This is a genomic window from Pseudidiomarina marina, assembly GCF_044807045.1.
GTDB lineage: Bacteria > Pseudomonadota > Gammaproteobacteria > Enterobacterales > Alteromonadaceae > Pseudidiomarina > Pseudidiomarina marina.
Genome location: NZ_CP085233.1, coordinates 2,101,876 through 2,123,277 on the forward strand (window position 1 = coordinate 2,101,876; position 21,402 = coordinate 2,123,277).

At 46.8% G+C, this 21,402-nt stretch carries 19 protein-coding genes and 4 tRNA genes; 2 read left to right on the forward strand and 21 right to left on the reverse strand.

Features of this window, described 5'->3' with window-relative positions; genetic code table 11:
- Positions 1–118 precede the first annotated feature (118 nt).
- The 8 genes from clpX to LG272_RS10120 form a co-directional block, all read right to left on the reverse strand.
- Positions 119–1,405 carry an ATP-dependent protease ATP-binding subunit ClpX gene (clpX, locus tag LG272_RS10085; RefSeq protein WP_126759188.1) on the reverse strand — a complete coding sequence of 429 codons (1,287 nt, stop codon included), beginning with the start codon at positions 1,403–1,405 and terminating at the stop codon, positions 119–121.
- A 1-nt stretch (position 1,406) separates the two neighbouring features.
- The gene (gene clpP / locus LG272_RS10090; protein WP_092855810.1) at positions 1,407–2,024 is read right to left on the reverse strand and encodes an ATP-dependent Clp endopeptidase proteolytic subunit ClpP; all 618 of its coding nucleotides are present in this window, start codon (positions 2,022–2,024) and stop codon (positions 1,407–1,409) included.
- A gap of 107 nt (positions 2,025–2,131) precedes the next feature.
- Positions 2,132–3,430 (reverse strand): trigger factor, encoded by a 1,299-nt coding sequence (tig, locus tag LG272_RS10095; protein ID WP_126759190.1) that lies wholly within the window; start codon positions 3,428–3,430, stop codon positions 2,132–2,134.
- A gap of 164 nt (positions 3,431–3,594) precedes the next feature.
- Positions 3,595–4,734 carry a GGDEF domain-containing protein gene (locus tag LG272_RS10100; RefSeq protein ID WP_404408314.1) on the reverse strand — a complete coding sequence of 380 codons (1,140 nt, stop codon included), beginning with the start codon at positions 4,732–4,734 and terminating at the stop codon, positions 3,595–3,597.
- Between the two features lie 109 nt (positions 4,735–4,843).
- Positions 4,844–4,920 (reverse strand) — tRNA-Pro (locus tag LG272_RS10105).
- Between the two features lie 38 nt (positions 4,921–4,958).
- Positions 4,959–5,034: transfer RNA gene (locus LG272_RS10110), tRNA-His, on the reverse strand.
- A gap of 28 nt (positions 5,035–5,062) precedes the next feature.
- Positions 5,063–5,139, reverse strand: a tRNA-Arg gene (locus LG272_RS10115).
- An 18-nt stretch (positions 5,140–5,157) separates the two neighbouring features.
- Positions 5,158–5,234, reverse strand: a tRNA-Pro gene (locus LG272_RS10120).
- A gap of 265 nt (positions 5,235–5,499) precedes the next feature.
- On the opposite strand from LG272_RS10120, the gene folD reads away from it, so the two are divergent.
- The gene (folD, locus tag LG272_RS10125; RefSeq protein ID WP_126759192.1) at positions 5,500–6,363 is read left to right on the forward strand and encodes a bifunctional methylenetetrahydrofolate dehydrogenase/methenyltetrahydrofolate cyclohydrolase FolD; all 864 of its coding nucleotides are present in this window, start codon (positions 5,500–5,502) and stop codon (positions 6,361–6,363) included.
- 2 nt (positions 6,364–6,365) lie between these two features.
- On the opposite strand, the gene LG272_RS10130 is transcribed toward folD, so the two are convergent.
- The 10 genes from LG272_RS10130 to topA all read right to left on the reverse strand — a co-directional run bounded on the left by LG272_RS10130 (position 6,366) and on the right by topA (position 17,125).
- Positions 6,366–7,085 carry a TadE/TadG family type IV pilus assembly protein gene (locus tag LG272_RS10130; RefSeq protein ID WP_404408316.1) on the reverse strand — a complete coding sequence of 240 codons (720 nt, stop codon included), beginning with the start codon at positions 7,083–7,085 and terminating at the stop codon, positions 6,366–6,368.
- Positions 7,058–7,777, reverse strand: a complete 720-nt coding sequence (locus tag LG272_RS10135; protein ID WP_404408318.1) for a type II secretion system protein — start codon at positions 7,775–7,777, stop codon at positions 7,058–7,060. The genes LG272_RS10130 and LG272_RS10135 overlap by 28 nt, the downstream gene beginning before the upstream one ends.
- Positions 7,778–8,017: 240 nt before the next feature.
- A complete protein-coding gene (locus tag LG272_RS10140; RefSeq protein ID WP_126759195.1) occupies positions 8,018–8,458 on the reverse strand; it encodes a type II secretion system protein in 441 nt (146 codons plus the stop codon).
- Positions 8,459–8,524: 66 nt separating this feature from the next.
- Positions 8,525–9,547: a type II secretion system F family protein gene (locus LG272_RS10145; RefSeq protein WP_126759196.1), complete on the reverse strand. Its 1,023-nt coding sequence runs from the start codon at positions 9,545–9,547 to the stop codon at positions 8,525–8,527.
- A complete protein-coding gene (locus LG272_RS10150) occupies positions 9,538–10,926 on the reverse strand; it encodes a GspE/PulE family protein (protein ID WP_404408321.1) in 1,389 nt (462 codons plus the stop codon). The genes LG272_RS10145 and LG272_RS10150 overlap by 10 nt, the downstream gene beginning before the upstream one ends.
- Before the next feature lie 2 nt (positions 10,927–10,928).
- Positions 10,929–11,339 (reverse strand): hypothetical protein, encoded by a 411-nt coding sequence (locus LG272_RS10155; RefSeq protein WP_126759198.1) that lies wholly within the window; start codon positions 11,337–11,339, stop codon positions 10,929–10,931.
- Complete coding sequence (locus LG272_RS10160; protein ID WP_404408323.1) at positions 11,336–12,472, reverse strand: hypothetical protein; 1,137 nt, start codon at positions 12,470–12,472, stop codon at positions 11,336–11,338. The genes LG272_RS10155 and LG272_RS10160 overlap by 4 nt, the downstream gene beginning before the upstream one ends.
- Entirely contained in the window at positions 12,472–13,953 is a 1,482-nt protein-coding gene (locus tag LG272_RS10165; RefSeq protein WP_404408325.1) for a hypothetical protein, read from the reverse strand. Before LG272_RS10165 ends, LG272_RS10160 begins: the two co-directional genes overlap by 1 nt.
- Positions 13,950–14,195, reverse strand: coding sequence for a hypothetical protein (locus tag LG272_RS10170; RefSeq protein ID WP_404408327.1), 246 nt, complete (start codon positions 14,193–14,195; stop codon positions 13,950–13,952). Before LG272_RS10170 ends, LG272_RS10165 begins: the two co-directional genes overlap by 4 nt.
- A gap of 296 nt (positions 14,196–14,491) precedes the next feature.
- A complete protein-coding gene (gene topA, locus LG272_RS10175) occupies positions 14,492–17,125 on the reverse strand; it encodes a type I DNA topoisomerase (RefSeq protein WP_404408329.1) in 2,634 nt (877 codons plus the stop codon).
- Positions 17,126–17,372: 247 nt separating this feature from the next.
- Here topA and astB point away from each other — a divergent pair, with 247 nt between their 5' ends.
- Positions 17,373–18,710, forward strand: coding sequence for an N-succinylarginine dihydrolase (gene astB, locus LG272_RS10180; protein WP_404408331.1), 1,338 nt, complete (start codon positions 17,373–17,375; stop codon positions 18,708–18,710).
- A 58-nt stretch (positions 18,711–18,768) separates the two neighbouring features.
- Here the strand turns inward: astB and purF are convergent, their stop codons facing one another.
- The 3 genes from purF to LG272_RS10195 all read right to left on the reverse strand — a co-directional run bounded on the left by purF (position 18,769) and on the right by LG272_RS10195 (position 21,402).
- Positions 18,769–20,283 (reverse strand): amidophosphoribosyltransferase, encoded by a 1,515-nt coding sequence (gene purF, locus LG272_RS10185; protein WP_126759205.1) that lies wholly within the window; start codon positions 20,281–20,283, stop codon positions 18,769–18,771.
- Positions 20,284–20,298: 15 nt separating this feature from the next.
- Positions 20,299–20,790 carry a CvpA family protein gene (locus tag LG272_RS10190; protein WP_126759206.1) on the reverse strand — a complete coding sequence of 164 codons (492 nt, stop codon included), beginning with the start codon at positions 20,788–20,790 and terminating at the stop codon, positions 20,299–20,301.
- Positions 20,791–20,862: 72 nt separating this feature from the next.
- Positions 20,863–21,402 carry an SPOR domain-containing protein gene (locus LG272_RS10195; RefSeq protein ID WP_126759207.1) on the reverse strand — a complete coding sequence of 180 codons (540 nt, stop codon included), beginning with the start codon at positions 21,400–21,402 and terminating at the stop codon, positions 20,863–20,865.

A 21,402-nucleotide genomic window follows, 5' to 3' on the forward strand; every position in this document is an offset into this window, starting at 1 on the left:
ACAATTGTCACTCTATCTTACCTCTTAATATGTGGCGCTCCAGCGAAAGTTCAATGTTTTGCACAAAAAAAGGGCCTAATTGGCCCTTTTTGCACAAAATTCATGCTAAACAAGCAAGTTATTCACCTGAAGCGTGCTTCTCATCTTGCTGATTCGCATAAATTAAAATCGGCGATGACTCACCTTTAATAACAGATTCATCAATGACAACCTTGCTGACATTTTCCAATGTCGGTAGGTCATACATGGTATCCAGCAACACAGCTTCGACAATTGAGCGTAGCCCTCGAGCACCTGTTTTGCGTGCCATTGCTTTGCGCGCAATAGCTCGCAACGCATCGTCGCGGAATTCCAGCTCAACATCTTCCATCTTAAACAACGCGCCATATTGCTTGGTGAGTGCGTTCTTCGGTTCCCGCAAGATTTGCACCAAAGCATCTTCATCCAACTCGGTCAACGTTGCGAGAACTGGTAAACGGCCAATAAATTCTGGAATTAAACCGTATTTCACCAAATCTTCTGGCTCAACTTGCGTTAACGTCACGCCTTCCGCTTTAGGCTGTTTGCTTTTCACTTCAGCACCAAAACCAATACCACTGCCAACACTAATCCGTTGTTCAATAACTTTGTCGAGACCAGCGAACGCACCACCTGCAATAAAGAGAATCTTAGAGGTATCTACCTGCAAAAATTCTTGCTGTGGGTGCTTGCGCCCGCCTTGCGGTGGTACCGCCGCGACAGTTCCTTCAATCAGCTTCAGTAAAGCCTGTTGAACGCCTTCGCCTGAAACGTCACGCGTGATCGATGGGTTATCCGATTTACGTGAAATTTTGTCAATTTCGTCAATGTAAACAATACCACGCTGTGCTTTCTCAACGTCGTAGTCACACTTCTGCAGGAGCTTCTGGATAATATTTTCGACGTCTTCGCCCACATAACCCGCTTCGGTTAATGTTGTGGCATCCGCCATCGTGAACGGTACATCCAAGAACCGCGCCAGGGTTTCTGCTAAATAAGTCTTACCACTACCGGTTGGGCCAATCAGCAAAATATTACTTTTACCCAGCTCAACCAACTCGTCGTCTTTGCTCTTGGTTTCGTTATTTGCCAAGCGTTTGTAGTGGTTGTATACAGCAACCGCCAACACTTTCTTCGCCATTTCTTGACCAATGACATATTCATCAAGATGCGCACGGATTTCGTGTGGCGTTGGTAATTTCTTTTGCTCTTCTTGCGGCGCAATATTCTGAATTTCTTCTTCTAAAATATCGTTACACAAGTCGACACATTCATCACAAATAAATACCGAGGGCCCTGCAATTAGCTTGCGAACCTCGTGCTGACTTTTTCCGCAGAAGGTACAAAACAACGGCTTTTCGCCATTACCTTCAGTTTTATCGGTCATTCTATTCTCCGCCTCGTTGCGTCAATACTTTATCTACCAAACCATAGTTCACTGCTTCTTCAGCAGACATAAAGTAATCACGATCAGTGTCTTTTGCGACTTGCTCTAAATCTTTGCCGGTGTTTTCGGCCAACATACGATTCAATTTATCTTTAATATCTAAAATCTGACGCGCGTGAATTTCGAAGTCAGATGCCTGACCTTGGAAGCCACCCAGTGGCTGGTGAATCATCACACGTGAGTTGGGTAAACAAAAACGCTTACCTTTGGCGCCGCCGGCCAACAAGAACGCCCCCATACTTGCCGCCTGCCCCATACACACGGTACTCACGTCAGGCTTAATGAAACGCATGGTATCGTAAATCGCCATACCCGCGGTAACAGCACCACCTGGTGAGTTGATATACAAATAGATATCTTTATCTGGGTTATCTGATTCTAAGAATAGCAATTGCGCCACAATTAAGTTGGCCATGTGATCTTCAACTTGACCACAACAAAAAATTACGCGCTCTTTCAACAAGCGCGAGTAGATATCGTACGAGCGCTCTCCTTTTGCTGTCTGTTCCACTACCATCGGCACCAATTGTGCCATTGGGTCTAGCGCCATATCCGACATAATTTACGACTCCTGAAATAAAAATGGCTCGTATAAGTTTATACGAGCCATTAAACCAAGTTGTAGTCGATGCCGTCAACGTTGTTGTGACGGTATTCGCAACTCTTTTATTTTTTCGGGTTCATCAACTCGTCAAAGCTGGTTTTCTTTGCTTTAACTTTTGCTTGAGAAAGAATGAACTCAATTGCTTGTTCTTCTAATGCAACATTACGAATTTGCTGCATCATTTCTTCGTTACCTTTGTAGTAAGCGATAACTTCAGTTGGATCTTCGTACGCAGATGCGTTGTTTTCGATGATCTCGTCAACTTTCTTATCGTCAACTTTCAACTCGTTACCACGAATCACTTCACCCAGTAACAAACCAACTTTCACACGCTCTTTTGCTTGTTCTTCGAACAAATCAGCTGGAAGTTGTGGCAATTGCGCCTGGTTTCCACCGAAACGTTGCATTGCTTGACGACGCAATACATCAATTTCTTGGTCAACCATCGCTTTTGGCAAATCAACGTCGTTGTGCTCAACCAAGCCTTTTAAAACTTGCTCTTTCACTTTGCTTTGCACGGCATTTTTCAGCTCACGTTCCATATTCTTACGAACTTCAGCTTTCAATGCGTCAACGCCGCCTTCTTTAATACCGAATAAAGCAACGAATTCGTCGGTTAATTCTGGCAAGTCGCGTTCTTCAACTTTCTTCGCCACAATCACGAACTGCGCTTCTTTACCTTTGAGGTTTTCAGCGTGGTAATCTTCTGGGAAAGTCACCGTAATGGTTTTTTCTTCGCCAGTTTTCATACCAATAATTTGGTCTTCAAAACCAGGAATCATACGGCCTTCGCCAAGCTCAAGTGCGAAATCAGTTGCTTTACCACCTTCGAACTCTTCACCATCTACCGAGCCAGTGAAGTCGATCGTGATACGCTCACCTTTTTTCGACTTACGCTTAATTTCTTTCCAGCTAGCGTGCTGCTTACGTAACGTTTCTAACATGTTGTCGACGTCTTTATCAGTTACTTCAACGTCTGGTTTCTCAACAGCTAATTTATCTAAAGCAGCAACTTTAACTTCTGGATAAACTTCGAAAGTAGCAACGAATTGAAGATCTTTACCTTCTTCGTTTACTTTTGGCTCAATGGCAGGCATACCCACTGGGTTAATTTTTTCCTGCATCATCGCTTCGAAGTATTTGCTCTGCATAAGGTTTGAAGCAGCACGCGCACGCGCTTCTTTACCAAACAACTTCTGCAAAACATTTGGTGGAACTTTGCCTTTACGGAAACCGTTGATACGACGGTTACGGTACTCGTCTTTTAACAGACGCTTGACTTCGTTTTCGATAACGTCAGCTGGCACGGTGATCGTGGCGCGACGCTCTAATCCTTGGGTTGTCTCTACAGAAACCTGCATTGCTTTGTTACCTCGGCTTCACTATTGGCCTGAGCCCACTACCAGCGGGGCCCTTCAAAATGACGCCGCATTATAGCGAAGCCATGGGCCTACGTCGAGTAGGAACGGACATTTTTGCGGCGATTGCGCTGTGATTCTGCGCTTAGCGCGGTGATAGCGCAGTATTAGCTTGTTGCTAATTGACTCTGCGCCTTTGGATTTACCTCGATGCGATTACGGCCACATTGCTTGGCAAAATACACCGCAACATCAACCTCTCGCATTAAGTCGTCCGTGGTCGTGGTGGCTTTCGGAACATCCGAATGAACACCAATACTCACGGTAACAGGGCTACCCAAACGAGTTTCCAGCAAGCGCACGCGAGCGAGAACTTTTTTCGCTTGAGTAATTAGTTCATCGGGTTCAGATTGTGGGCAAACCACCATAAATTCGTCACCACCAAAACGCGCAACGTATTCACCCGTGCGTTTAAAATGACTTTGCAAAATATCAGCCACAGCTTTTAATACTTCGTCGCCATGCAGGTGACCATGCTCATCGTTGAGGCGCTTAAAGAAGTCAACGTCGACCATCAATAATGTTAACGGATATTTTGCACGAATAGCGCGCCGCAACTCGTGCTCAAGGCACTCATCCAAACCACGTCGATTGACGAGACCAGTTAAACTATCTTGGCGCGCCAATTGAGCCAGTTTTGCGTTCGCTTCGAGCAACTGAGCTTCAGTCGCACGTAACTGCTCTTCGGTTTTGTGACGGGCAATGGTATTGGCGATCATATCGGCGACCAGACGCATCTGTCGTATATCGCGTTCCACCCATTGGGTCTGGCGATTCACCAAATCGCAACCGACAAAGCCAACCAACTTACCTTCCATATACATGCCAACGGCCATCATCGAGCGAATATTTTCACGCACTAACTCATCACGAAAACCACCAGCTTCTGTCGGCAGTAGCTTGGCGTCGTCAACCAAAATTTGACCGTCTTTTAGCATTCGCTCAAAAAAATACGGCATGGTTTCAGCGGGAATATTTTGTAAATCAGGTTTATGCGCCTGAATACCGTCGTTCGTCCACTCGTACGTATTTGACATGCTGGTATGGTCAGCGGCGAATTCAAATACATAACAACGGTCTTTGCTACCGCCACGGCCCAATAACGCCAGAGCATGCTCAATATGAGTTTGACTTTGATCAGGAGTGGAATTGATGAGTTGCATGCTGATGACCGAAATCATCAAGCCAAACCCTTCCTCTGTTGAAGATGCATGGTTAGCATGCTGTTTTGGCATGTTCTCTAGCATGAAATAAGCTCTTATAGTTGTTATAGCTTGTAGCAAATTTTAAACAGATGCCCAAATTATACGCAACTATCGAGAAAAATCTATGCAAAGTAAAGATGAATCGAAAGAATGGTCGGCGAGACTGGATTCGAACCAGCGACCCCTTGTACCCAAAACAAGTGCGCTACCAAGCTGCGCTACTCGCCGACTTCAGAATTTTGAGATGTTGCTGAGAAGCAGAGAAATGGGGTGGCTGATGGGACTTGAACCCACGACAACCGGAATCACAATCCGGGGCTCTACCAACTGAGCTACAGCCACCACTTCATACATTGTGCCAGGGCTTTAATGGCGCACCCGGCAGGATTCGAACCTGCGACCGACGGCTTAGAAGGCCGTTGCTCTATCCAGCTGAGCTACGGGCGCAATTCGTACTTGAAGAAATGGTCGGCGAGACTGGATTCGAACCAGCGACCCCTTGTACCCAAAACAAGTGCGCTACCAAGCTGCGCTACTCGCCGACATACTTCTTGTAAGTCTTTAAAATCCCGTGCAGGACGCGGCCTGACAACGGGGGCGAATATTACCTGTTGGGCCGTAACGCGTCAAACATTTTTTTGCCCAAAATGTCTGACTGCTGAAAATACCAACAGGCTGACTGAAATTTATTCATTTCGCATTTCAGTACCCGCTCAATCGACGCTACAACCTTAGCAAAAAACATGCGAAAATAGCAGCCCATGAACTCGACATATCAGCATTCAACCGAATAAGGTGTTCACAGCAATGACTGCGCAACGTATTGATGGTAAACAAGTAGCTCAACAAGTTCGTGATGAAGTAAAACGAGGCGTTGCCAAACGTCTTGCTGCGGGAGCTCGAGCACCCGGCCTTGCCGTCGTCATGGTGGGTGAAGACCCAGCCTCTGCCGTTTATGTTGGTAGTAAACGCAACGCCTGCAAAGAAGTAGGCATTGTTTCTAAAGCATTCGATTTGCCAGCCACAACCACACAAGCAGAACTGGAAGCGCTAATTGATCAACTCAATATCGATGCTGAAGTGGACGGTATTTTGGTGCAGTTGCCATTACCAAAAGGTTTAGATGCACAAGCCATTCTCGAGCGCATTAACCCATTCAAAGACGTTGACGGTTTTCACCCGTTCAACATGGGCCGTTTAGCCCAACGTAATCCGGCATTACGCCCATGCACCCCGCGCGGCGTGATCACCCTACTCGATTCCATTGGCTTAGACTTACATGGCAAAAACGCCGTGGTAGTTGGCGCGTCTAACATTGTTGGCCGCCCAATGAGCCTAGAGTTATTGCTAGCTGGCGCCACCACCACCGTTTGTCATCGCTTCACCAATGACTTAAAAGAGCACGTGCAACGTGCTGATGTTCTTGTCGTTGCTGTTGGCAAGCCAAACTTCATTCCGGGCGAATGGGTAAAACCGGGCGCCGTAGTGATTGATGTGGGTATTAACCGTTTGCCTTCTGGCCAGTTGGTTGGTGACATTGAATTTGCCGCAGCTGAACAGCGCGCATCTTACATTACGCCAGTACCAGGCGGCGTCGGTCCGATGACCGTGGCAACGCTGATGCAGAACACCTTGCAGGCCTGTGATACTTGGCATGCGCCGCTCAAATAAAGTCAATCTGAAACTCTAAATCCGGATAGCATTGGCCCTTTGCGCCGCGTTATAAGCGGCCAAAGCGGTTTTCCAATAATGCTCTCACGGAGTCGGCAAAACCGATGAGATTCACTTTCGAATAACTGCCGCCAACTTAGTAATGCACCTGCAACAAACGGTACTTCAAGCGGGAAACACCACCAAATCTCAATTTCGAGTTGACGTGCAGCTAGCCAAGCCTGCTTATCGTCATTCTGATTCATTCTTTCAGCTGCGTGATCAATGGCCAATTCGTTTACCCACTGTTGAAGCCGCAAATCATATCGAGGTTTCAAAAACGTTTTAATAGCTGCCGCATTCGGGCTATGAACATCAATCTTTGCAGCAAGTCTCGCGTGTGTCATCGACTTTAAAGTCGCTACCCACGTGTGCTCACGCAACTCATCGTCGTTAGGTTCAGAATGTTCAGTGTGCCATTGCAGGTGGGTGCTAGCCATACCGGAAGCCAACACATTAGTCATTTTGGTGTTATCGCCGTGCTGTAACTGGCCAGCACGCAAAACATAATGACTTGTATTGTACAACGTGTGCTGTGCCCAAAATAACCAAAGCAACTGAATACTTGCGAGAATCAGCCACGTAATTAATGGCAAGATCAAAAGCGTTTCAACTAACGCAGTGCCGCACTCATAGCGAGTGGTTGTCGCAGGCACTAACTGCATTTTCCTTGCAACTGACATTCTTTCCATAACTCAACATATTCAGCTAGCCGGTTAGTAACTTCCTGCAAGCTAGTAGTTGGCGTAATGACATCGTGCGCATACAAGGTTGTTACAAACAATTCCGTTGTTTTGAGTGACGTTGCCTCTAATTCATCTGTTCTTACATTATCTGCCGTCAAGCGCTGCATATCGAGGTTATTGACGTTGATTATATCAAACAGCCCCATATCCAACTCCGTTGCCATTGCATTTAAATAAGGTTTCTCAGTTTGTTCCACTCGATGAAGATAGATTTCACTGGTCGCACTCTGTGCGTGAGGTTGCCAAACGGGCATCACGAACTCATTCTCCCGTGAAAAAGCCCCTGCAATTTGCTGAGCCAACCACCCAGCTTGAGCTGAAGACGGCGCGACAACACTTAATTCAAGCCACTCAGCATTGTAAGCAAACTGCCACTGTTGCAGCCATGGCAATCGAAATTGTTCAATTTCTCGCTCAGTGAAGAGATCAGCCATTGTTGAGGGTGGAGCACCGTTTTTCGCCCAAAAATCGGTCGCTACAAGTCGTAACTGTTCCGCATCAACAATCCAGTCATATCGTTGTTGTTGTGACGACTTGAAGACCCATGCTTGATTGATCATCAGCAACAATGAGCTAACAATGACGATCGCCGTAATCACCTCAAGCATAACGAATCCTAGCCGCTTCATAATGCCTCCGTGCACACATCAAATAGTGTTTGCGAACTTTAAATATGCAAAAAGTTGAGAATCTAAACGCTGTTTTGCCATCTGTTGAGCCGAAATATTTTCATTCTCAACTGACTCAAGCGCAGAGCTGATACGAGGTATAGCGAGTGCAATACTCGCTATAACGACCCCTAACATTGCAATACCAAATGTCGACTCTAAGAGAACAAACCCTCTCCGATAAGCCTTATACATGACTCATCACCCCTGAAAACGCAGGGTTAAAGTGTCGCCAGAAAAGTTACTGGAGATTGCATAATCGGTAAAATCATAGGCCAAACGTGCACCCTCGGCCGCTTGCTCAATACCAGTCACAGTGATGACATAGACGGAAGTATCGGTACCATCTACGGCTATAGCAATATCACCACCCCAAGGATTAATGCTCGTGCCAGCCCCCCAAGTTTCAGGAACGGCGGCAATACTCGACATAGCCGTCATACTAATGCCGGTAAGGTCACCGGTGCGCGGACGCCATAACTGCGCTCCCGATTGAATCGTGACAATTTGGCTTTTCGCCTCGCTAACCCGTGAATTCCCCACTGCCCAGTCACGTAAGGCTAATGAGCCAATTGTAGCCAGTGCAATAATTGAAAGAACAGTAAGTATTTCAATAAAGGTAAATCCCTGTTGAGATCGCATAATTAACACTCCATTGTTGTCATATTGATTAAGTATTACCGACTAACTTACCTATTCATCGATAAGTTAAACGATGCTTTGTTGCGTGATTGCCATCAACATACTTCCCATCCCTCCAAGTACGATGACTAATAACGCGAAAATAAGGCCATAGCAAAATGTCTGTAAGGCTGTCCGTAACCGTGCTAACGCTTGCAGTGCATCCTGCGAAGCATAACCAGCTACGCGCAGCAAAGTCCCGTGTTCTGTAGCATTACGACTACCATTCCCCAACCGAAATAACATGCGCGAAGATAGCAATCCACTGGCAAATATTTGCTCTAATCGGCGTTCGCCTTCGGCTAATCGTTGTCGCATAAAACTGAAATGACTACCTAATTCATTGCTGCCATAGCGTTGCATAGCGGCTAAAGACCTATCAAGATTAGTTCCTGATTGAAGGAGGACTGTGACGGTCTGCAGTAAGAGCACAGCATGAAAATAGCGCTGAATCATAAAAGCTCCATAGTCAGCTAACCAACGACTCCAGCGCCAATTAAAATTGATCACACCTGGCGGCCCCCAAACCAGAACAAACACCATAATCACCAAAAGAATTAATAATGGTAACCACACACTGTGAGTCAGGATTAATAGCCAATAACTTAACTCCGGCCATTCGGATTCCGGTATCGATTTAGCCAGTTTGGGCATCACGCCGCGACCGATAAAGAGGCTGGCAATAAAAGCTAATGCCATCATCGCTATTGGATAAAGTAATGGCTTCCAAAATTCACGCCATGCTATTTGCCGCTCGACTTCAAAACGTCGATGTTGTTGCAATAATTTCTCTAAAATTCCGCTATGCTCTCCAACTGCAACGAGCATCACGAGATCTTCTGCAAACCATTGCTGTAATGAAGGCCCAAGGGCTCGTCCGTGACTTAGCTGACGAATTAAATGTGAAGCAATTAACTCTTCTTGACGCAGGTGCAATCGTCTTGCGTTTACGAGTAAATCCTGACAACACTGCAGCGGGCTGAGTCCATCGCCAAGCGCTAGGGCAAAATCCTCAAGAAACGCCAGCTGTCGCTGTCGGCTTAGGCGCATGAGAAATCTCTCGATAATTGTTCATCAAGCGACAACCAACCTTGCTCAATTAGTTCTCGTCGGCAACATTCAAATTGTTTTGATTGCAACGCCTGGCGAATTTTTTCATTAACCAGCAAAAACTCACAGACAAGCTGTCGCCCTACCACTCCCGAGCCATGACAGCGCGGACATCCTCGATCAGTGCCCTCGCAATCTAAGCACATCTTAGAAACCAGTCGCTGTGCCAAAATACCTCGAATTACACCGAATTGAGCCAATGATTCGGCGGTTAAACCTAAATCGAGCAGTCTACTCAATACGCCAAAAGTATCGTGTGCATGTACCGTTGCCGTTACCAAGTGACCTGTTAAGGCTGCGGTAAAAGCCGCTTTGGCAGTGGCTTCATCTCGGATTTCGCTAATCGAGATAACATCGGGATCTTCTCGTAGCGCCACCTTTACCATATTGGCAAAGTTCAATTCATGGTGTTCCGCAATGACAGGCTTCTGTTCAATATTCGGTTGGATAATCTCAATGGGGTCCTCTAACGAAATCACCTTGGCTGTTGATGGTATTTCAGCATTCAATGCAGCCAAGGTAGTTGTCTTACCTTGCCCAGTGGGTCCCGCTACAATTAACAATCCGGAGGGTTCTGTCAGAATTTTTTTTATCTTGCTAATAACCTCGGTTCTCAAACCAAGCTCATGCAACCTCAATATCTTACTTTGCTCTTGCTGCAACCGCATAGTCACCGCGAAACCGTTACGAGTTGGTGACTTTTGTACTCGCAATCGGATGCGCTGAATACACTCGCTATGTAAAAGCGACATTGAAATACTTGCACTAGATAAACGCTGCTCATCAAATAGTTCATGAAAGTCTTCCGAACGCGTGTTCAACGCTGCAGCTATCGCACCCGCCATAGACTCTCGATTACGCTCTACTTTACCTACCAAGCGACCGTGTACTCGAAACTGCAATGCGGCATGGGACGGTGAAAAAAGTAAATGAATATCGGATGCCTGTAATACGAGAGCCTGCTGCACAAGATCTTCTAGCGCCTGCTGAGCACGAGTGTGATCAAGTTCAATTAATTCTCGGCTAGTCGACTGCAAATCCTGAGCTGTCGTGTCATGAAGCAAGTTTCGAATCGAGCGAGCATTGGCCAGACACCATTGTGTAATAACAAATCCATTGAGTGTTGTTTGAACAACGATATTCAACAGCGCTATAAAATGATGTTGCCAGGCCGGTAAACTTGCAATCAGCATTCCTTCTGCACTAATCAAGACAGCCACGTCGTCTTGCATGTATCGATCGCTAAACGTAACGCACAAGTCCAAACCAGCTTGGCTTACTGTCATTTGTGTTAACGCTTCATCATTTAATATCTGCATGACTACCACCGTTCAGTCAGCGGTAAATCGCGGAAATGCCCAAAGCGTGAAATTCGTACTTTTCCTGATTGCACTTCAGCTCGAAGATCCATCGCGCCCTGCTCACCGTTTCGGAGCCGAATTAGTTCATCTCCTTTTCGCAGTACAACATGCGTCCTATCTGCAATCGAAACAATACCAACAAGCTGATAAGTCGCGAGTTCATGATCAATTTCCGAGGTTTCATCGGTCGGTGGCTTTAATCCTTCTATTGCGTGTTTAGCCTTGGCAATTTGAAGTTCCAACTGCAATCGTTTTGCTTCCGTCTGCGCAAGGCGCTCTTCGAGTTCACTCGTTCTAAGTTTTTGAATAGTACGATTTGAATCCGGCAATTCAGCCATGCCAATAACAACAGTAAGTGTCCATATCATCATTGCGATCCTTGCTTTTTATGATCAACTTCTATTGAAAGCGACCAATAAAAACCAATCGCTTCCGCTTTTGCCGTAACAATCTGCATCGAGTCAGGATGGTGCATTAACCAGTTGATGAGTGCCGGCCAGACATTTCTTTGCGTGGTATCGAGAGCCGAGTGCTTGATTGTGACAATGGAATCATCGCGTTCAATAACAAACCCCAACCGCTCTAAATTCAACTCAGTAACATTGTCATTTTGTAACGTTGGCTCCGATTGCGGCAACGCGCGTTCGATGTAGGTCGTATTGCCGTTTTGATGCCAACGCCACTGAGATTGATTTGGAAGTTGGGAGAGTAAATCCTGTTTTGAGCCATAGCTCGATTGCAACCAAAGTTGTTCTCCATTCTCAGAGAGTTGCCAACGCAATACTTCCCAGCCGGCTAGGTAACTTACTTCTGCAAGTAATTTATTTATGTGTGCTAATTGGCCTGCCGACCAGGATGGGCCTACAGCTTCAATTTCTTCGCTTTCAGGTAAACTTACTGCAATTGACGCAACCACGGGCTTAGGCCAATAGACCCAACTAACTGTCGTTGCACTTGCGAAAACCAGGCTAATAGCGACAAAGACTACTCTTCGCCTTAACCAAAATGGTGAGCGACGAATTGAATGTAACTTTGAACTTCTTGAATATGAATTGAGGTTTACTTCGCTTACCTCTAAAACCGCTATATCATTTCCTATCTGAGCCTCCAAGAGTTCGCGTGTACGACGACCGCCAATCAATAATGGACAACGCATTCCATTGTTGGAGACCCAGTGCTGAGTGATGAAGAACAAACTTTTAACGCCCAGGCTATCTGCCGGAAATTGGCTTGCACCTAGTAAGGTATCGCCATTCCATGCAACGCATATCAACTGATTACTTTCCTGTTGCACAAAAACCGCAGCATTCGACTCAATCTGCTCACGCACATAAATAGCAACGTCAGCATCGGCATAGTTGCAACAACAAAGCCAATAATGATGACCTTGATTGACTAAACTATAGCGCTCAAAACCTAGTCTTCTTGCCTCAGCGAGCCAATTCAAAATTTGGGCTTTCTGCGAGGATTGCTGTCGCCACCCAGCTATACACCAGTCGATCATTACTGTACCTCGCGACTGATAATATGCGGGGTGAGCAACACTAACGTCTCACTATGGCGACGCTGCTGCTCATCACGCCCGCCCAGTAATGTGCTCCACCAACTGTTCTGCTGCAGCGTTGAGTGGCGTTCATTTTTAAGGCCGCTCATTAACAATGTTTGGTCGTGAGCGACCAATGCTTTCATGAAGAATTTCTTCCGATTGGTGTGCGGCGTTTGGATCATCTGTGTACCTGAACGAACCTCATCTATGCGTTCAAGATCAGAGAGCTCTGTAGATAATTGAAGAATAACTTCATTAGCCCGAATACTGGGCAATAAATACAACTCAAATCCCGTCGTAACCACCCCCGGTTGCAACACATCGGCTCGACCGACATTTGCCGTCGCCGCCGAACCCGCGGCAGCTAGGTAGGTCGCATTATCTTCCAGTACAATTCTAGCTATCTGGTTGTTCAAACTAACAACACGCGGGTGATTACTGATTTGAACAAGTCCTTGCTGTTGTAGCGCATCAATCAATAATTGGGATCCTGCCGCCTTTCCCTGCTGTTGTTGCCACACAACTTGGCCGCCGCTAAGAGTGCTTAATTGAGCCGACGCAAATCCGAGTACGCCTTCCCCTCCCGCTGTTCTCACAATAGCGTCCCAGTCAATTGCGAATTGCTGAGCATCGTTAAACGTCACTTCTATGATTTGCACATCGATTGCGACTTGTCGGGTAAGCCGCTCATTTTGCTGTTTTAAGTAATTTCTTACTTGGGAAACGTGGTGCGGATAATCTCGCACCAAAACAGATGTCGAACTTTGATTTACGGTCAAGCGCCCCTGCTCAGATAGCAACATCCGTAAGGCGTGTTCCAAGTCCATCCAAACCGATAATTTATCGCTACTAAAGTTTAGGTACTGTTCACTTTTACTGCTAACCACGTTGGCTTGGGTAAATTCAGACGTTGCACTTTGTCCTTGTTGCTGCTGATCGCGACTACCTAAAAAGTAGCTGGTATCTCCAGCAATAAATGCAACGTCAAATTCGGCAACTTCAAATTCATGAACGAGCAACAATTCATCTCGCCATTCAAGGTGCCATCGATACCGACTCGCTACTCGTTGTAATAGCTCGGCAAGCGAGCCGGAAAATTGCATATGGATTTGCTGTTGCGATAGTTTTTCATTATCAAAATACGGTACGACACCATGTGGCTCTAGGGCTTGTGTTAGCAAAGTACCCACCGTAAGACCTTGTGCTGATATGGTGATGGGTTGTGCACTCCATGCAGGTAAATCCGCTGTGTTCTTCTGTAGTGGAGGAACATAAAGTTGCTTCTTAAAGTTCACCCGGTGTGGCTTTTTATCGAGCTCTTGCAAATTGGTGAAACGTTCACTCGCACTTTGGTGCTGTTGCTGCAAATCCGACTCTTGAACAATCGAGCAACCGTTGATAACGAGACATAGTAAAACAACGAAACTACGCATAGTCATAATGCTCCCGTTGCTTCATAACGATAACTCACAATTGCGGCATGATTTGAGAACATCGTCACTACAAACGTATACGGCACTAACAACTGTTCCAAAAGCGCTTCGGTACTGTCTGCTGTTAAAGTGAAATTAGATGGCCATTGATAATGAGAAGAGACGCGCCAATCGATAGTTTCAATATCGAATTGATCACGTAAAAACTGTTCGAGCTGCGGTTGGAGAAGTCCTTTCTTTAACGTCAATCTATTTTGACGAACATTAGAACCATCCTTTCCTCTTCGTTGGTCAAAGGGAATTTTATTAGTTGTGGAGGAGAACTTATAAACCGGACAAGACGTTGCGAATGCTGACGCCGACCACAAGCAGCTCAGCGCTAAGCTGCTTGCGATGACGTACTGATGGACTGACGTCCGACATGGTTTATGAACCATAAAACCTCCTTGTTAGCCACGCACTGCGTTCCTTCGCAGTAGGGTTTTAATCTAGCCTAGCCATGTGCGGCTAACAAGGTGGAGATGGCGCATTGCTGCGCCGATTATCACTTACGCTTTTTCCCTTCTTGAACTTCCCATTCACCGTCACGGTAGAACGCTTGCCAGCCGGTGGCTTTGCCGTTTACTTCGGTAATTACGTACTGTTCTTTGTTCTTGCGGCTGTAACGTACAATGGCTTCGTTGCCGTCGTCGTCTTTTTCAGGCGCTTCCGCTAAGTAATGGAACTTGCTTGGAATGCGATCTTTAAAGCGCTTCAGCTCGCTCACTTTCACCGCTCGGGTTTCACGTGAACGCGGGAAGGTATTCGCTGACAAAAACACACCCGAAGCACCATCACGCAACACGAAATAGGCGTTCGAGTCTTCACATGGTAGTTCAGGGAACGGCACGGGATCTTCTTTTGGTGGCGCTGGTTGACCGTTTTTCAGTAACTTACGGGTATTCTTACACTCGCTGTTGGTACAATCAAAATACTTGCCGAAACGGCCGGTTTTCAACTGCATGTCACTGCCACAACGGTCACATTCAAGCACCGGGCCATCGTAACCTTTAATGCGGAACTCGCCCTGTTCAACCACATAGCCATCACACGCTGGGTTGTTACCACACACGTGCAGTTTGCGTTCTTGGTCAATTAGGTAGCTGTCCATGGCGGTGCCACATTTCGGGCACCGTTTTTTCGCCCGTAGCGCCATGGTTTCCGCTTCGTCGTCATCGTCTTTCACGCGTACAGCTTCTTCACCTGGCAACAGGTTCATGGTTTGGGTGCAACGCTCTTTCGGCGGTAGTTCATAGCCAGAACATCCTAAGAACACGCCGGTTGACGCGGTGCGAATGCCCATCGGGCGACCGCACTTCGGACATTTAATGTCGGTTAGCACCATCTGATTCGGGCGCATGCCGCCCTCTTCTGGTGTCATTTCAGCTTGTTGTAATTTCGCACTGAAATCTTCGTAGAATTTATCTAGCGTTGCTTTCCAATTCCGTTTTCCTTCGGCTATTTCATCCAGCGCCTGCTCCATTTCAGCAGTAAAGCTGTAGTTCAATAGGCGCGGGAAGTTATCAACCAAACGGTCATTCACTATCTCGCCCATTTTCTCCGCGTAGAAACGACGGTTTTCTACCCGTACATAACCGCGGTCTTGAATGGTAGAAATAATCGATGCATAGGTTGATGGCCGTCCGATACCGCGTTTCTCAAGCTCTTTCACCAACGAGGCTTCGCTAAAGCGTGCTGGCGGCTTGGTAAAGTGTTGCTGCGGGTCAAGTTGCTGCAGTGCTAGCTCCTCGCCTTTCTTCACATCTGGCAACGTCGCATCTTCATTATTTTTCGAGCCTGCTGGCGGCTGCACTTTGGTCCAACCTGGGAAGCGCAACACTCGCCCACGGGCACGCAGCTCATAATCACCGGCTTGCACGGAAATGGTGGTTGCATCGTATTGCGCTGGCGTCATTTGGCACGCCACAAATTGGCGCCAAATGAGCTCATACAAACGTTGCGCATCACGCTCCATATCCCGCAAATTTTCTGACTTTACGCCAACGCTTGACGGACGAATGGCTTCGTGCGCTTCTTGTGCATTTTGTTTCGAGCCATAAACGTTTGGTTTGGCGGGTAAATAGTCGCCACCAAAGTTTTTACCAATGTAATCACGACAGTTGGCAACCGCTTCTTGGCTTAAGTTGGTTGAGTCGGTACGCATGTAGGTAATATGACCCGCTTCGTACAAACGCTGTGCCAACATCATGGTCTTTTTCACCCCAAAGCCTAACCGCGTACTCGCGGCTTGTTGCAGGGTTGACGTAATGAACGGCGCCGAGGGACGGCTGCTAGTCGGTTTATCTTCGCGGTCTATGACTTTGTATTGGGCACCCTTCAATGCAGCCACAGCGGCGTCGGCAGCGGCCTTATCGTTCGCTTTAAAGGTCTTGCCGAGATGCTTTTGCACCTGCATGCGCAATTCATCACGGTTTTGCGTCGCTAAATCGGCGTAAATATCCCAATATTCTTCTGGCACAAAGGCTTTAATTTCGCGCTCGCGCTCAACCACTAAGCGCACCGCCACCGATTGCACTCGTCCCGCTGAGAGACCACGCGCAATTTTTTTCCACAACAGCGGCGACACCATGAAGCCAACAACACGGTCGAGGAATCGACGCGTTTGCTGTGCATTCACACGGTCAATATTCAGAGCAGCTGGATGAGAGAACGCATCTTGAATGGCTTTTTTGGTAATTTCGTTAAACACCACGCGCTGGAACCGGCTGTCATCGCCGCCAATCAGTTCGCGTAAGTGCCAAGCAATGGCTTCCCCTTCGCGGTCCAAATCCGTTGCGAGGTAAATAGCATCAGCTTTTGCTGCGAGCTTTTTCAGTTCAGCCACAACCTTTTCTTTGCCGGGCAACACTTCATAGTGCGCTTCCCAGCCATGCTGCGGGTCAATGCCCATACGAGCGACTAATTTCTGGAACTCACGCTCTTGCCGATACGCTTCTTTTTGCTCCGGTGTCATTTTACGCACTTCAGCCGGCGGCTTGGTTTTGACGGTCGCGGTTGATTTTGTCGGTAAGTCGCGAACGTGACCTACGCTCGACTTCACCACAAAATCATTCCCTAAATATTTATTAATTGTCTTCGCTTTTGCTGGCGACTCGACAATAACTAACGCTTTTGCCATGCGACTCTCTTTTATCCGTAAGCTTGTGGGATTCTTTTTTTAGATATATCTGTTCTGCGGCTGATGCACAACCACCCTGAACAAAAATCATAAAAATACGTTTTTGCTTTATATCTATGCACCAATTGACTTACACGCGCATCAGACCAATAAAATCAAGGTGTTCAGCCCTTACGCCAAGACCAACTTGCGGGTATAATAGCCAACAATTCAACGCTTGCAACTGCAATGGAGGTTTTGTTTGAGCATGCACCACTATGAAGTTAATTTCGATGGCCTCGTTGGCCCAACCCACAATTATGCCGGGCTGTCGTTCGGAAACGTTGCTTCATTAAGCAATGCTAAATCTACCTCTAGTCCAAAATCTGCGGCTAAGCAAGGTCTTGCGAAAATGAAGGCGCTGCACGATATGGGCATGGTTCAAGGTGTACTCGCACCACAAGAACGCCCTGATATTGCAACGTTACGCCGCTTAGGCTTCAGCGGATCAGATGCCGAAGTACTCAGCAAAGCTGCACAACAAGCGCCAGAAATTTTCCAAGCGGTGTGCTCTGCCTCAAGCATGTGGACCGCAAACGCCGCTACGGTATCGCCGGGCGCAGATACGGCTGACGGTAAAGTACATTTTACACCAGCTAACTTAACCAATAAGTTCCATCGCTCGCTTGAACCAACTACCAGTGGTCGTATTTTACAGGCGATGTTTAATAATAACCGTTACTTTGCGCACCATACGCATTTACCGGATAACGAACACTTTGGTGATGAAGGTGCCGCAAACCATACCCGTTTATGCAGTAATTATGGTCATGCCGGTGTCGAGATTTTTACGTTTGGACGTTATGCCTTTGACAGTAGCAAGCCGGCACCACGTAAGTTCCCTGCACGCCAAACCTACGAAGCGTCACAAGCCATTGCACGTTTACACGGTTTGAGCGACGAGAACACCGTCTATATTCAGCAAAATCCTGACGTGATTGATCAAGGCGTATTTCACAATGACGTGATTGCCGTGGGTAACCAAAACGTCATGTTCTATCACGAGCAAGCGTTTTTAGATACGGAAGCGAAATTCGCCGAAATTCAGCGCAAGTTTGGCGACGAACCGGTTCACTTCATTGAAGTTAAAACCTCAGAAGTGTCGGTTGAAGATGCGGTACAAACCTACTTGTTCAATACACAGCTTCTGACCATGCAAGATGGCACCATGGCTATCATTGCGCCAACTGAGTGTCAGGAAAATACTCGTGTTGCAGCTTACTTAGCTGACTTGGTGACCCGCAATACACCAATTCGCCAAGTTCACTACTTTGATGTGAAGCAAAGCATGCGTAACGGCGGTGGTCCTGCATGTCTACGTTTACGTGTTGCGCTTAACGACACTGAGTTAGCGGCAGTGAACCCAGCGGTCATCATGAACGAAGAGCTGTTCGCTCGATTGAACCAATGGGTGGATAAACACTACCGCGATGAGCTAAGTGTGGCCGATTTACGTGACCCACAGTTGTTAATGGAATCGCGTACGGCACTAGATGAATTAACTCAAATTCTCAAAATCGGCTCGGTCTATCCGTTCCAGCTCTAATTTATGTGGAAACAAAAAACGGACGCCAAGGCGTCCGTTTTTTTATTGCTGATTCGCTTTATTCGTCTTCGTTGTGAAGCTCGAGATTAGCATCTTCACTTTGATCGTTACCATGGCGGGCAACGTCATTACGGGCTGCATCTAAGCGATCTAGATAGCTCTGATTGATATCACCAGTAATATACTCGCCATTGAATACCGAGGTTTCAAAACGAGTGATATCTTTGTTCTCTTGTTGAACCGCGGCAATTAAGTCGTCGAGTTCTTGATAAATCAGGCCATCGGCTTTTATCAAGTCATTTATTTCTGAGGCCTCACGACCGTGACCAATCAATTCATTGGCACTTGGCATATCAATGCCATAAACGTTCGGGAAACGGATTTCTGGTGCTGCTGAAGCGAAATAGACTTTCTTCGCGCCCGCTTCACGTGCCATCTCAATAATCTGCTCAGAGGTTGTACCGCGCACAATGGAGTCATCCACCAACAAAACATTCTTACCACGGAATTCGGCGCTAATCGCATTCAGTTTACGACGTACCGATTTACGGCGCTGAGTTTGCCCAGGCATGATGAATGTACGGCCAATATAGCGGTTTTTCACAAAACCTTGGCGATACGGCAAATCTAAAATGTTCGCCATTTCCAATGCGATATCACAGCTCGTTTCTGGAATTGGGATGACCACATCAATATCTAAATCGGCGTAGTCGCGTTTAATCTTCTCGCCAAGCTTGCGGCCCATGTTGACGCGCGATGCATACACCGACACTTTATCGATAAATGAATCTGGGCGAGCAAAGTAAACATACTCAAAAATACACGGGCAGTGCTGCGGATTATCAGCACACTGGCGCGAGAACAATTCACCATCTTCAGTAATATAAATCGCTTCGCCAGGCTCAACATCGCGCACATATTTAAAACCCGTACCATCAACGGCAACGCTTTCAGAGGCAACAATATATTCATTGCCATTCGCAGTCTCGCGCATACCCAATACTAATGGGCGAATACCCCACGGGTCGCGAAATGCGACAATACCGTGACCGATAATCATGGCAACCACGGCATAGGCGCCACGAATTTGACGATGCACACGAGCAACGGTTGCGAACACGTCTTCCGGTGTTAAGCGCAAGCTTTCTTGTTGATACAGTTCGTGGGCGAATACGTTAAGAAGAATTTCAGAATCAGAAGTGGTGTTGATGTGACGGCGAGCCTTCGCAAACAACTGCTCTTGCAACTCATGTGCGTTCGTCAGGTTCCCGTTATGCGCCATAGCGATACCAAATGGCGAGTTGACATAAAATGGTTGGGCTTCAGCGGAACTCGAACTACCTGCAGTAGGATAGCGAACATGACCAATACCAATACGACCTTGTAGACGATGCATATGCCGCGTATGAAAGACATCGCGCACCAAGCCATTGGCTTTACGTAAACGCAGTGTGCCGTTATCAACGGTCATGATACCGGCGGCATCTTGGCCACGATGCTGTAGCATCGTTAAACCGTCATACAACGCTTGATTGACTGGGTCTTTACCTACAATTCCAACAATGCCACACATGCAACAACAACCTCATTAAACATTTTGGGGTAAGAAACTTGATGTATTTTCCAAGTATTCAAAAAACCACTGAATGACCACACCGAAATGCGGAATTAACTCTGAAGCCTGCCACCATGGTTCATCGGATAAACCGGTGAAAGAATCCATGAAAAATAGCAACGCGGCGACAATGAGTACACCGCGTAACGCTCCAAATAAGCCGCCTAGTAGTCTATCGGTGCCGGTTAAACCAGTACTCTCCACAAGACGGCCAATTAGATAATTCACTACGGAGCCAACAATTAACGTTGCAACAAATAATGCCGCGACGGCAGCTGCGTTACGGAGCATTTCATCCTGAATACCGGTAAACAGCGTAGCGAGGTCGAGATAGAAAAATTTTGCGATAAAAAAGGCAGCCACCCAAATGGCTAATGATAGAGCTTCTTTGACGAAGCCTCGGGTTAAGCTGATTAACGTCGAAAGACCTATTACCACTAAAATCGCGATATCAATCCAGACCATTGTTAGCATTCCCTAGCGGATTAAAATTTCGCGCGAATTGTATCAGAAAGGCTGACATTTTGCGCAAAATTATTATGGCTCGTAGCGAAAAACTCGACCATTGAGATCAGTTAATTCTCTTAACTTTGGTAGATCTGCTTCCAGTTCTTCTTTTACTAGGCCTGGGCCAACCAATAGTTTGTTACGCGGACCATCGGCGGTTTGAACCACTTCACGGTATGCTGGGTAACCGGCGGCGCGAAGCTCTTTTACTAAGCGATCAACAGAAGCCTGATTACGAAATACACCTAACTGAATAATCCAACCCGGCTGCTGTAGTTCAGCGTTACTAGGTGCATCTGGCGTGCTCTTCTGTGCCGTTTTAATAGCAGGCGCATCATCGGCGTCAATTTCGAGGGTTTCAATTTTTTCAAGCGAGTCTGGAAGTTCTTCTTGTTGCGGAACCGATTTTGCTGGTACCTCGGCAACCTCAACCTCTGGTTGCAGCGGAATCGCCTCAAATGACTCTTGTTGTTGCTGCGGTTTACCATCAAACAGTTCTGGTAAAATAATTACCGCGAGGGCAATCAGAATAACGCTTCCGACAATTCTATTTTGCAACTGCGAGGCCAT